The organism is Methylocaldum marinum (assembly GCF_003584645.1).
Classification (GTDB): domain Bacteria; phylum Pseudomonadota; class Gammaproteobacteria; order Methylococcales; family Methylococcaceae; genus Methylocaldum; species Methylocaldum marinum.
Genome location: NZ_AP017928.1, coordinates 1,489,493 through 1,501,768 on the forward strand (window position 1 = coordinate 1,489,493; position 12,276 = coordinate 1,501,768).

Annotated in this window: 15 protein-coding genes; 4 read left to right on the forward strand and 11 right to left on the reverse strand. The window is 58.8% G+C overall.

Annotated features, from left to right (window positions below):
• Positions 1-60: 60 nt before the first annotated feature.
• Together sS8_RS29040 and sS8_RS06450 are read left to right on the forward strand one after the other, a co-directional pair.
• Positions 61-366: a YciI family protein gene (locus tag sS8_RS29040; protein ID WP_119628921.1), complete on the forward strand. Its 306-nt coding sequence runs from the start codon at positions 61-63 to the stop codon at positions 364-366.
• Between the two features lie 111 nt (positions 367-477).
• The gene (locus tag sS8_RS06450; protein ID WP_119628922.1) at positions 478-849 is read left to right on the forward strand and encodes a hypothetical protein; all 372 of its coding nucleotides are present in this window, start codon (positions 478-480) and stop codon (positions 847-849) included.
• Between the two features lie 814 nt (positions 850-1,663).
• Here the strand turns inward: sS8_RS06450 and sS8_RS06455 are convergent.
• The 11 genes from sS8_RS06455 to sS8_RS06505 all read right to left on the reverse strand — a co-directional run bounded on the left by sS8_RS06455 (position 1,664) and on the right by sS8_RS06505 (position 10,257).
• The gene (locus tag sS8_RS06455; RefSeq protein ID WP_119628923.1) at positions 1,664-2,803 is read right to left on the reverse strand and encodes a PhnD/SsuA/transferrin family substrate-binding protein; all 1,140 of its coding nucleotides are present in this window, start codon (positions 2,801-2,803) and stop codon (positions 1,664-1,666) included.
• Positions 2,775-5,537, reverse strand: coding sequence for a SpoIIE family protein phosphatase (locus sS8_RS06460; protein ID WP_119628924.1), 2,763 nt, complete (start codon positions 5,535-5,537; stop codon positions 2,775-2,777). The genes sS8_RS06455 and sS8_RS06460 overlap by 29 nt, the downstream gene beginning before the upstream one ends.
• Before the next feature lie 438 nt (positions 5,538-5,975).
• Positions 5,976-6,179: a spore coat protein U domain-containing protein gene (locus sS8_RS06465; protein WP_197716701.1), complete on the reverse strand. Its 204-nt coding sequence runs from the start codon at positions 6,177-6,179 to the stop codon at positions 5,976-5,978.
• Between the two features lie 60 nt (positions 6,180-6,239).
• Positions 6,240-6,674, reverse strand: a complete 435-nt coding sequence (tnpA, locus tag sS8_RS06470; RefSeq protein ID WP_119628926.1) for an IS200/IS605 family transposase — start codon at positions 6,672-6,674, stop codon at positions 6,240-6,242.
• A gap of 105 nt (positions 6,675-6,779) precedes the next feature.
• Positions 6,780-7,109, reverse strand: coding sequence for a spore coat protein U domain-containing protein (locus sS8_RS27975; RefSeq protein ID WP_170160976.1), 330 nt, complete (start codon positions 7,107-7,109; stop codon positions 6,780-6,782).
• Between the two features lie 614 nt (positions 7,110-7,723).
• A complete protein-coding gene (locus sS8_RS06480) occupies positions 7,724-7,912 on the reverse strand; it encodes a hypothetical protein (protein WP_119628928.1) in 189 nt (62 codons plus the stop codon).
• 41 nt (positions 7,913-7,953) lie between these two features.
• Entirely contained in the window at positions 7,954-8,382 is a 429-nt protein-coding gene (locus tag sS8_RS29860) for a fimbrial biogenesis chaperone (protein ID WP_119628929.1), read from the reverse strand.
• A 73-nt stretch (positions 8,383-8,455) separates the two neighbouring features.
• Positions 8,456-8,920: a Csu type fimbrial protein gene (locus tag sS8_RS06490; RefSeq protein WP_331852300.1), complete on the reverse strand. Its 465-nt coding sequence runs from the start codon at positions 8,918-8,920 to the stop codon at positions 8,456-8,458.
• 133 nt (positions 8,921-9,053) lie between these two features.
• Positions 9,054-9,506: a DUF1249 domain-containing protein gene (locus tag sS8_RS06495; RefSeq protein ID WP_119628931.1), complete on the reverse strand. Its 453-nt coding sequence runs from the start codon at positions 9,504-9,506 to the stop codon at positions 9,054-9,056.
• 19 nt (positions 9,507-9,525) lie between these two features.
• Complete coding sequence (locus sS8_RS06500) at positions 9,526-9,930, reverse strand: 6-pyruvoyl trahydropterin synthase family protein (RefSeq protein WP_119628932.1); 405 nt, start codon at positions 9,928-9,930, stop codon at positions 9,526-9,528.
• A 30-nt stretch (positions 9,931-9,960) separates the two neighbouring features.
• Positions 9,961-10,257, reverse strand: coding sequence for a PilZ domain-containing protein (locus sS8_RS06505; RefSeq protein WP_119628933.1), 297 nt, complete (start codon positions 10,255-10,257; stop codon positions 9,961-9,963).
• A gap of 229 nt (positions 10,258-10,486) precedes the next feature.
• Between sS8_RS06505 and sS8_RS06510 the strand changes: the two genes are divergently transcribed.
• Both sS8_RS06510 and sS8_RS06515 read left to right on the forward strand, forming a co-directional pair.
• Positions 10,487-11,503, forward strand: coding sequence for a tryptophan--tRNA ligase (locus sS8_RS06510; RefSeq protein WP_119628934.1), 1,017 nt, complete (start codon positions 10,487-10,489; stop codon positions 11,501-11,503).
• A gap of 53 nt (positions 11,504-11,556) precedes the next feature.
• Positions 11,557-12,255, forward strand: coding sequence for a DUF2459 domain-containing protein (locus sS8_RS06515; RefSeq protein ID WP_119628935.1), 699 nt, complete (start codon positions 11,557-11,559; stop codon positions 12,253-12,255).
• Positions 12,256-12,276: the final 21 nt, after the last annotated feature.

A 12,276-nucleotide genomic window follows, 5' to 3' on the forward strand; every position in this document is an offset into this window, starting at 1 on the left:
GGCATCAGGAAAAGACTGTCCTCCAGCGGACGCTTACTGATCTCCTTTCCCAGCGCTGCGATGGTCGTGCCAGATGACGCATGGGAGGCGATAGGCCGCGACGCGCACGCCGTGATCGAGGAGGCAAAAGCTGCTGGCGTCTACGTCTTCGGCGGCGGCATCGACGAAGACGTTCCGCCGGTGCTCGTAGCGGCCGACGGCGCAGTCGCCGAGGGCGGCTATCCATGGGCGCCCCCGATTGACGGCGGCTTCACTGTGCTTGAACTTCCCTCGCGTGAAGACGCCGTCGCGTGGGCCGCGCGCATCGCGAAGGCCTGTCGCTGTAGTCAAGAACTTCGTGTCTTTCAGTTCGACCCGCAGTCCTGAGGCCAGCATAGAAATGGCGCAGAAAGTGCGGCCCAACCCATCATTCCACCGGACCTTGCGCATAAAGCCGCGCAAGGCCGGTGAAATCAAACGTTGGGCGTCTAACGAGTGATGAGATACACGTATACAGCAGCTTGGGCAGTGGTCGGAGGAATAACTCTCCGGGAAGATTCTCTACCAATTGATCTGGCAAGTTCAGAGGGCGCTCGGTTCACGTTGACGCGAGATCCCGACACTCTTCTCGCAAAAGTGGACGAAGCCTCCGCAGTGGGCCGCTTGATGCTGAAGGGTTTAATGAGCCAACGGGGAGCAGCGGACTTTCAAACGGCACTCGCTTCAGAGGTTGAGGAAATCAAAGCAGAGCGTAAAAAGGAGGTTGGTGCGCAGGCAGTACTTCTCTTTCAGACATACCTTTCGCTCACTACTTTTATATCCGGCGTCGTTCTGGGATTGCTCAAGAACAAGCACCGAAGCAATTTCTAACGAATAAGGTTAGATCGCGCGAGGGACGAGCCGCGATCTGAGCCGACTGTTGGACGAACCCGGCCCCGGCGTGGGGAATGGTCTATGAAAATAGCTTCTTGAGTTTCAGGGGCGGCAAAGCCCAGCAGGAGGAGGGAGCCTCACCGAAAGGCGATCATCGAGAGGGTTGGGGAGCAAAAAGGGCTTGAACCGGCGTCTTTCCGGCTGTGCCGGGCCTTTTTCGGACGAGCGCCAGCCTCAGCGGTCAGGGACGCTGATTTCGGGGTTGCCGTTTCTGGGTGCGGTTACATCGCCAAGGCTTCCTCCGGAGCGCCGGGCGGGGCCTGTGTCGGTAATGGCAGAAGCCGCGTTCGGATAAGTTCGAACTGCTCGATGACGGTGGACAGGCGGATCATTTCACGCGCCCCCAGCCGATGGCAAAGCCATCCATCGGCGAGTTGATCAGCGTGGCGGCGTTGTGTCCGGTATGAGCCGTCAGGTGGGCACGGCCGTCGATGGCCGTACGCCGCGGGGCAAAGGCTACGCCATCAGTCTCAAGCGTCGGAACGGTTGAACTTGTTGGCCGTTGCCCCGATGGCGGCGCAGGCCGTGTCTGCTTGAGGCAGGGTGCGCCCGGAATCCGTCCGAAAGCGGATTACGGGAACGGCAAAACCCCAAAACGGCCGTAAAAAAGCCCCGTCCAAGCCGTCAAAAACCCGGGTTTCCGCCCGAAAAAAACATTCGGGGAGGAGTAAGGGGAAATAGGGACGAGTTTTTCACCATCGTGTTAGGCAGCCACCCGCCTCCGCCCGGCCACCGATGGGAATGCCGCTACCTACTCTGCGTAGCGCTCGTAAAGCCTCATCAACATCGCGAGTTCACCTTCCTGCGGCACGCACCAGCCGTCGAACTGGATGTCCTTCAGGATGCTCTTGCCTTGCTCGTCGTCACCCATCCCGGCGAAGACTTTCGCCACGGACTCCTTGAGATCGGCGATCTGAGGAGCGGCGCACAGCAGGTGGAAGGCGAACTGGGTGTCGCTTTCGTCGACCACCCGGGTATTGTTTCGGGTGAGATTCGACAATCCGTAATAAGTCTTTTTCAGCATGAACAAGGCGTCCGACTGTTCCTTTAGAAGCAGTTGCAGCGCTTTGATTTCGTTGCCGGCGAAATGATATTGGAACCTGGATGAGTCCAGCCCGTTCTCGTCGCAGAGAAAACGCCCCAGGAGATAAACGAAACTGCCTTGCGAAGCCGTGACGGCGCGAACGGTATCCATGTCCACGAGTTGCCGCTGATCGTTGGCGCGCATCACGATCACCACTTCGTCGGCCTCGCCCAGCGGCCGCAGCAATGGCATGAATTGCTGCTTCCGGATCATGGCGCAGGCTTCGAAAGGCTTGGCGAACAGAATATCCACCGTTTCCTGGCTGAGTTCGTGGCCCGCCGGCAACTGCTCGAAATGAATCGCCCGCTGCAGGTTCCGCTGCAAATAGGTATTCAGCAAATACCAGCCGCTCAGTTGAGCACCGACCTGGAGGCTGGCCATGAAATTCAGCTTGCCCCTGGAACTCGGCGAAACCGATTCGACGGGGCGCTCGGCTGCGCTCTGTACGGTGCTGACCACCGCCGGCTGGGCCCGCTCGGAAGGCAGAGTAACCTCGGTCGTCAGAAAACGGCCCAACCCGGTAATCTTGAACAGCATCGCCACCATGCGATTGGGGTTGTTGACCGCGATCTTGATCCCCCGGCTTTCCCAGTGTTCGAACAGCTTGAGCAACAAAGATAGTCCCATGGAATTGACCCGCTCGACTTGCTTGAAATCCAGGCTGACTCGGGCATTGGCCGGAACCCCGTTCAACTGGCCGAGGGCCTGCGCGGAATGGGCGTCCACCGAACCGGCGAATGCGTAGCACAGAACGCCATCCTCTCCGGAGGGCAGGCTGTTAATGGAAAGTGAATCTGCCAGAGTCATGGCTTACAACCTCGTCGTGCTCGCTGTGGTAGAGGAATTGAAACCCGGTTTTCAAGCCGACCTGCAAGGGCCGGCTCAGATCCCATAGGGTGGTGATCTGGGTAGAGCGATGCGGGGTGACGCGCACTTGCAGATAATCCGACATACGCCACATCAGGTATAAGCCAGCCCCGCCGACACCGGCTTCGACGCCTTTCGCGAGAGTATGGGTCAGATGGTTCAGGAAGATCGCCGGGGTCAAGGTGCCCCAGTTATCGGTAACCGACAGGCCGATGGTGTCCGAGCCCACCGCCAGATGGATGCGCACATGCTCATTCTGGGACAGATCCCGTGCCGTTCCCTTCGCGTAGAAGGGCCGGCTCTGGCCGTCGCGGGGCGCGCCGTACAGGGAATTCTCCACCATTTCGTCGAGCACCAACAGGATGGACTCGAGTTGGTCCGGCGCTACCATGCCGAGTTCTTCCAGCCAGGCACGCCCCTCCTCCATGAAAAACAGCTTGTCGTCGCTGTGGGTGAGCTGGAATTGCCGCTCCGCGATGCGGCCGGGAACCAGACAGAAAATGTCGTCGTCCGGCGACGCTTGATGCTGGCCCAGCAGATGTTCCCAGCCGAGCCGGTGGTAAAAGGCGTCGTCGCGGGGCAGCACCCTGCGGATACCGTCCACGCTGAGGCGCGGCAACAGATCGTGGAACTCGCCTTCCGATAGGAAAACCACCAACTGGCGCGTAGTCGGCGAGGTAAAGTGATCGCTTTGCCCGCGGTAAAAACCTTCGGTAATGCGGATGAGCTGAGCTGAATCCTCATCGCGCGCGGTCCGGACTTCCACGCGGTCGGTGTGCTCCAGCACGGCCACGGTCACGTCGTCTTCGAAATGGGCGCGCCCGCTGTGGGCCTTGAGCGCGGCGATAACTTTTTCTTCCAGTACTCGCGGTTCGGCCTCGGCGTTTTCGTTCAGGACGGCTTCGAGCCGGTCGTAGCCGAAGGGCTCGCCGCGCAGCGATTCCTGCTCTACCACGCCATCGGTGTAAAGGAAGATCCGGTCTCCGATATCGAGTTGCAGTTCCCGCTCTACCGAGAGGTAGTCCGAATCGCGGCTCTTGCCCAGGGGCGGGCCGCCGCCTTCGATCATGGTCCAGTGCCGATCCCCGCGCCGCTTGAGATAAGGCAGCACGTGCCCGGCGTTGGCGAAACGCAGGTGGCCGGTACGACTGTCCAGGCTCAGACAGCCCATGGTCATCAGCAGCGACTGATGCGCCGTGGCCAAAATGGTTTCGTTGAGGGATCGAAGAATTTCCGCGGGGCGAGTCACGCCTTCGGTCGCCAGCGGATAAAGGCCGGCCTTGGCGGCGCTCACCATGGTACCCGCGGCGACGCCATGGCCGCTGACATCACCGATCACCAGAACGGCGTAACAACCGCCGGCCTTGTAGTAGTCGTAATAGTCGCCGCCCACTTCGCTGGACGTGTTCAGTGAGGCGGTACCCCGCACCCCCGGCAGCACGATGTCCGGCGCGGGCAGAATCGAGTGTTGCAAAGCCGCGGCCAGGTTGACCTCTTCCTGCAATCGACCACTCAGCTTTTCCAGTTCCGCCAGGGTGGCTTGCAGGCGATCTTCCGCCCGCTTGCGTTCGGTGATGTCGTCGCCGGTGATCAGGCACAGGACCGGCTGCTTGCTGGTCTGATCTCGGACTACGGTTGCATGCCAGATGACGTCCACCAGTTCCTCGCTGCGGATGCGCATGGGAATTTCCGTTCCGGTCTCGCCTGACAGTCCCCCCTGCATGACATCCTCGTACAAGGCGCGCATCGTTGCCTGCTGATCGGGCGCGAAGAAATTGGTAAAAAACTCGCTCCCGCGCACTTCATCCTCGAGCCAGCCGGAGATTTCCTGGGCATGCCGGTTGAACAGGGTAATCTTTCCGCTGGGGTCCAGACCGATGATCAGGGCCTGCGCCGTATTGATGATGTTGTCGTTGAAGTCTCTTTGGGCCTGTAAGTTGGCCATGCTGTCCTTGAGACGCTTGACTAGCGGATTCAACAAGCCCATCCCGCCGAAAGCCAGGGCGAACAGGAAGAACGCCAGCATCACGCCTTGTAGGTCCTGGGTATTCTGCAAACGGAAGTCGGCGTTCTGCTGATAATGCGCCACGACCTTGTCGAGACCGGAAAGGATTTGTTCCGGAGCGTTCGAAACCAGATATCGGTAGTTCGGATCATCGGGATCGACGGCGCCCACCGGCTGCGACAATAGCTTGCGTATGGCCTGGATGTACCGGTTGATGTGCTGATCGAGTTTTATCGGGTCCTCGAAATAGATGAGGTGGAGCTCCGGCGCCAGTTCACCCGGCTCGGCCAATAGGCGCGGTCCCTGTCGGATCAGGCGATCGCCGTTCTTGAGATAACCGTGCATATTCTCGAACTGGGTGATGGTATCGACCATCTGCTGCCGGATCGCCTGGCGTTCGGCACGGTCTTCGGAGTTGACCATCTTCATCGCCAGGACTAGGCCGCGTTCCACCAGCATGCGCTCGTGGCCGGCCAAGTTAAGCGCTGCGGCACTACCCTCCTGGCTGCGAAGGTCGGCGATCAGAACGGCATAGCTCACGACGGCCGTCATCGCCAGGAGGCCCAGCACGGTACCGTACTGGTCCAGCGCCCAGGTAAGAGACTCCCGAAAAAAACCCTGGACTTTGGTGGGGGTCTTCGGGGACGAGGGAAGCTTTTGGGGCTCCATACGTTCTCCTTCCTCTTCCGTTCTATTTATTGGTCAAAACCCACAAGGGAACTTTTAGGATACTCACCAATTCTAGATCGGTTTACAAACTTCGCCGTAAAAGTTGATCCAGATCAAAAACGGTAAATCCATTTTTGATATTTTTAAAGGTTTTTTTCGCACCATGACCTTATCCCCACGATCGCCGGTCTTCTGCTGCAACAGGGGGAACTCGAGCGGACACCCGGCAGACGAGCTTTGCTATCCGCGGAATGAGCGGAAACGTGGTACCCCAGGAACTTTCAGCGGATCGTGCGGTTATCCGTGCGCAAGTCGGCCAGCCGAACCGGTTTGCGTGCAGGCGGGACGCGAGGCGGCCTGAATGGGAACGGAAGAGATGGCGTCGGATCCGAGGTCGCTCGGTGGATTACGGCCGCGCGCGCCAGCGATCTGTGATAATTAATAGAGTACGGTCACGAAAATCGTATCGAGGTAAACGCCGGGAGATACATTCTGATCAGCCGGAATGCGACCGTAAACCGGATAATGACGGGTCACGGTAAGCAAGCCGAGCAGATAACCGTCGCTCACGGTCTGTGTTCCTGCACTACCGTCGCCCCAGATGCTGCTGCGCGCCGAGTCCGTATACAAATCAGCTACCACCCGCAGAGCGGGTGGTTTGATGAAGGCCCGCTGAGGGGGCCGAAAAACGGATGAAAGGGCCTAAAGACCCTGGATGTGCAGTTGCTCGATGCGCCTCTCCTCAGCTTCCTGATGACGGATATAGGCTCGAATCACTTGCTCATCCAATCCCACAGTGCTGACGCAATACCCCTTGGCCCAGAAATGTAGCCCCGTGAAGTTTCGCTTCTGTCCCAAGAATTCCCGATGGATACGGACCGCGGATTTCCCTTTCAGAAAGCCCACCGTATAGGCCACGCTGAACTTCGGCGGAATACTCAAGCACAGATGAATGTGATCCGGCATCGCGTGCCCTTCCACCAACTCGATGCCCACTTGGCGGCACAACTCGCGGAAAATCCCCCCGACCCGTCGCCGCAACGTTCCATAGATTGCCCGGCGCCGGTATTTGGGCACAAACACAACATGGTACTTGCAGTACCATTTGACGTGAGATTGGCTCTGCCATTCTCGCATGATGACCTCCTTCCAATTGCAGTTGTAGGAGGGAGGTCATCTACCATCCAAGGGCGCTCGCCGGAACGGCAGAGCCTTGCGGAGTCCACCGCCGGAGGCGGTGGCTTACCTAATCGAGTTATAGGCCAGGCTATCGCCTCCGCCGGCCATCGTTCTCGCGGAATAAGCACCGCTGCTTCCGGCACTTAGCCGTATCTCGTAGGACACGAGCAAACTGACGAGCCCCAATAGCGAGCAACTTACGGACACATCGCCGGTAGCGTCAGTCGGCGAGGATGTGAAGACATCGTAAACCCCGAAACCGACACCGCTTGCGCCGACATTGCACTCCGCGAGAGCGAAGACCGGCCGGGGCACGGCTGTCAGCACGCTCAAGAGTATGAAAGCCCGTATTCCGAACCTGAACATCGCTCGTCGGTGCCGAAGCGCGGTCATGGCGCTACTTCGCGGCACGTAACCACGCCCAGATCGGGCAAGGGCTCGCGGGTATCGGGAAACTCCACGTCCATCTCGCAGTTCTGTTCGCTCCAGGCGGCATCGATTGACCATTTTCCAGCCGGATTTCAAACACTGCGCCATCGGAACGCCTGACCGGAAAGTCGAGCCAGACCCCGCTACGGAGATAAGGCACCGCATCGAGTTGCAAGGGCCGACCTCTGCGTCCAAGGGCAAATCCGCCTGTTCCACGCGAATCGGGTTTTTTTGGTACGCCAGCAAGCGGGTATCAAAGCCACGCCATCCGCGTCCGTTTCGACGACGGCTTGGTTGAACGCCTAGAGTCGAACGTTGGGATACTGCCCGACTTGCACGATGCCGAAACTATCCGTGATTTCGCGCGAAAAAATGCGTCCCCCGCCTCTTTTTCCTCGGCCAGAATCCCGTCTCCGGCGGTGACGAGCGACGCCACCCACAACAACGGTAGGGCGAAACACTGCCTCGGGAAGCGCTGGTCAAGTCTCCAATTCGGAGAAGAGGCCTGCGCAATTTTTTGATCTAAGGGGCCCTCACCCAACCCTCTCCCAGAGGGACAGGGATTATTCAGAACTTCCCTAGGGTTCCAAGACGATCTTCTCACGGAGCGCGCCCCGATCACTTTGGATTGACGGCTCCAAGGATGAATCCAAAGACACCGGAATACGCATTTTCATCGGCCAGACTCGCTGGCTGCCGGGCAGCACATAGGCCGCGATGCGCCGCGAGGCCAGAACATCCTTGCCGCCGGACGGAAATACCGCCACCTCGCCGATCTGTGCATGGCCGTTCCCGACGTTGTCAAGCGTTAGCAGCCATTCGTCCCCCGGCGCCCGGCGTGCCCGGACACGAAGTTCGGGCCTGGATCTCGAAGCGGAAATGAAGACCGGGACGCCGATGCGAAGTGCGACGCGCAGCCCTGTGGAGCCGGCGGCGGGACTTCCTGAAGAAACAGGCGATAAGCCAGTTCTCGTCGAGGATCGGGCGGATGGCGCAAGCCAACGCGCACGGTTTGCGTAGCGCCGGGCCCGAGTGTGAATATTGGCGGCGTGGCTGACAACTTGCGGCTGGGCGCGTACTCATCCTGGCCATTTCGTTGCGACCAGTCCGTTGCTTCCAATTGTACGACGCTGCTTTCCGTGCCGGTATTGGTCACGGTAATCGCCCCCGTGAGCTCGGGAGCCGACAGCTCCAGGCGAACCGGAGCGACTGACAGGGCACCGCCGTGAGCCGCCATAACCCAAAGCGCACCCCACCCACGAAGCCACGGCCAGCTTCAGCAACCGCATGACAAGACCCATTGGGCGGTCTCAAAACGTGATCGTGGCCGTGATGGTGTCGGTGTAGAGCAAGGCCGGTACGTTCTGACCCTGAGGAATTCGGCCGTAAGCCGTATGGACGGTCGGTAACAGCTCTCCCGTTCCGGAAACGGTGTCCGTATTGATAGTCTGTCCCCAGTTCTGGGTACGGGCGGCATCGCGGTACAAGGCATCGCTCAAGGTATCGGTGCCGTTGGTCATCTGGCGGGTCGTTACGGTCGCGCCCGATGCGGTTCCCGCGTCCAGGCCGATGTCGTAATCCGTTCCCACGGTACAACTGGCCGTGATAGAACTGGTGGCATCCAGATCCACGACCGAATTAGGATCGTAATCACCGAAAGCCGGCGGGGTAGCGACGATTACGCAGGTGGACAGGACGGTCGCACTCATCTGAAACGTCGTGGTAGAGGATAAAGATCTATCGACTAGCCGCCTCTTTCCGAGATTATAGATCAGGACTTACGCAGAGCCGGTTCCAGTTCCCTCTCCCCGCCGGCTCGCCCTTACTCACACGTCCAAAAACCGTACAAAAGCATTAAGCCTAAGATAGGCCGCTGCACTCGCGTTCCGCACAACGTTGTGAAATGACTCAGACCGCGACGAATTCTTCGTGCGAGTAACGAGCGGCTCCGAATCGATAATCGCTTTGGAGGCAGTGGTCGAGCCAACGGGTGAGGAAGTAGTTGAGAGACCACTTGTAATCGAGAACGCTCCTGGCGCTCGTTTCGCTTCCTCTGAGGGCATCCAGGACGACCGGACGGCAATGGTCGCTGAGCGCTTCGGCGGTTTTGGCGTCCAGGCTGACCCGGATTTTTACCGCCGGTTCCAGTCCCCGCACGAAGTCGTGGGTAAGTTCCAGCGTCAGCGTGTACGGCGATCGTTCCAGCAATCTCAGATGGAGAGACGGCTTCCCGGTGACCTGGGCGACGGCAGTGTCGTCGATGCGGGCCAAATCGGGAATCAGGTTCGCAAGTTTCTCGTAGTTCGATTCACAGACTTTTTGAAGCCAGAAGGATTTTTCTGCAGGCTGAAAAATACTCATTTCCGGTAAAAACGATCTCTCAATATTCACTATAAGTCGCGCAGGCGCTGGATGTCTCCCACAAGGTCACGCTCCTGACCTTGTAACCTCGGCTTGCCACATGTCCGAAAATCAGCTTGGCAAGATATTCGGCCGTCGGATGCTCGTCGAGCGCCAGAAAACGCTCTCCGGCCGAGGCGAGCGCCGGCAGGAGCGGATCGTCCTTGTGCAGAAGCAGGTTGTGATCGAGCTGCCGGTCGATATACTCCGACGCGGCGGCGCCGATATCCGCAAAATCGCATACCATGCCCTGTTCGTTCAGACTCTCGGCAACCACGGTAATTGCAGCTTTGACACTGTGTCCGTGGAGATGACGGCACTTGCCCGTATGCTTCATTAGACGGTGCCCGTAGCAAAAATACACTTCTTTGGTAATCGTAAACATGAAACGCGACAAGGAATTTGATGAGGGATATCACTCGCTCTTGATGCCTTTGATGGCGCCGGCGATACGGTAACGGCCCGCATCTGCCGTACACCGGAGTGTTTCGATATAGGCGGTCAGAGGAGGCGTAATCTTATTTTGGGGAACGAGGCACACTACCAAGGCCTTGCCCACGGCAACGGGGGTGTCGGCCTCGAACAGGATTCCGGAGCCGCTGATATTCACACATACCCCCTCATGGACGATATCGGTATCGGCGAGCCGGAAAGTCAACTTGCAATCGGCCTGCATGCGAATGAAATCGCGCTTTTCGTCATACTCCAGCATGTCTGTGAGTCTCCCCCGTTAGGTCTCCCGCTATTCTAACCGATAGATGATCCTGGAAACGGCAGCCGACCGCTTGGGTGGGATAGGAACGCCGTTTCTAGGATGATAGCCGAAGTCGCCAAGGCCTTTCCGATTTCGGGTTTGGCAATCGGCACCCATTTATGCCATAGTGCCGCGCCTAAATCGACACAACCTGTTGGAACGACTCAGCATCCGACACCTTGAACTTATGAGCACGAAATCCATCGTCCTTACGGGAATCACCACGACCGGCACACCTCACCTCGGCAATTACGTGGGTGCCATTCGGCCGGCGATCGAAGCCAGCCGCGATCATGACGTTCTGCCTTTCTATTTTCTGGCGGACTACCATGCCCTGATCAAATGCCAGGACCCGGAACGCGTCCGTCAATCGACCCTGGAAATCGCCGCGACCTGGCTGGCTTTGGGCCTGGATACCGAAAACGCAGTGTTCTACCGCCAGTCGGACGTCCCCGAGATTACCGAACTGGCCTGGATCCTCAGTTGCGTCACCGCCAAGGGACTGATGAATCGCGCCCACGCCTACAAGGCCGCGGTTCAGGCCAACGAGGAGAGCGGCGAAAGCGATCCCGACAAAGGCGTAACGATGGGCTTGTTCAATTATCCCATCCTGATGGCAGCCGATATTCTGATGTTCAACGCCAACAAGGTTCCGGTGGGCAAGGACCAGGTCCAGCACATCGAAATGGCGCGCGACATCGCCGGACGCTTCAACCATATTTACGGCGAGCATTTCGTGCTCCCCGAAGCGCAGATCAGCGAGGATACCGCGGTTTTGTGCGGGCTGGACGGGCGCAAGATGAGCAAAAGTTACGACAATACCATTCCCCTGTTCGCGCCGGAGAAACAACTGCGCAAGCTGATCATGAAGATCAAGACGAACTCGCTGTTGCCCGGCGAACCCAAAGATCCGGATACCTGCGCCCTATTCGGAATCTATAGGGCTTTCGCAACGAAAGAGGAAACCGCTGCGATACGCCGGCGTTACGCGGAAGGGATCGCATGGGGCGATATGAAGAACATCCTGTTCGAGTATCTGGACGATCATCTGAAAGCCGCGAGGGAACGCTACGACGCGCTATTGCAAGCCCCCGACAAGATCGAGGAAGCCCTGCAGGACGGTGCCCGGAAGGCTCGGAGCTACAGTGCCCCGTTGATTCGGAAGGTCCGTCACAGCATCGGCATCCGCGGCCTGAGCCTCTAATTCTCGGGGAAGCTCCGACACGGCCGCGCTCCTAACGTCTTGCCGGTTTCGAGATGTCGCACGGAAGCATATACCGGGCTGAGGGCGCGCTGAGAAGACTGCTCTGGCCGGTGATGGCGCTGATATTGATCGCCGGTTGTGCGCCCAACCGGCGGGATTCTTTGGTCCTGGAAGAGGTCGGCGCCAAACATGCCATTTTTTTGGTCGATCTGGGCTGGCACACCGGATTGGCCGTGCGGCGCGCCGACATCCCCCCAGGTTTGTGGCCGGAACGCGAGGACTTTCCGAATGCGGAATATCTCGAAGTCGGTTGGGGAGACCACGATTTTTATCAGGCTGAGGGCTTCAACCCCTGGTATGCGCTCAAGGCCGCCGTGGTCCCCACCGCCAGCGTTCTCCACGTTGTAGGCGTGCCCATCCATCCGAGCGCTTATTTTCCGGCCGCCGAAATCGTGGAAATCATCGTATCGGAGCAACAGTTCAGACAGATCATCCTATCCATTCAAAATTCCTACACCCGCGAGAATACCGGCAAAGCGCAAGCCATAGGCCGGGGTTTGTATCCCGACAGCCGCTTTTACGCGGCCGAGGGCAAATTCCACGTATTCAATACCTGCAATGTCTGGGTGGCCCGCGTGCTGCGCGACGCGGGCCTGCCCGTGAACCCGTTCTTCGCCGCTTCCGCGCAGGGACTCTTGTCCCAGGCGCGCGAGTTCGGCAAGATCGTCCGACCGGCGTCGGAAGGTCGCTGAAGGCCGGTTGCGGGCCGTGAA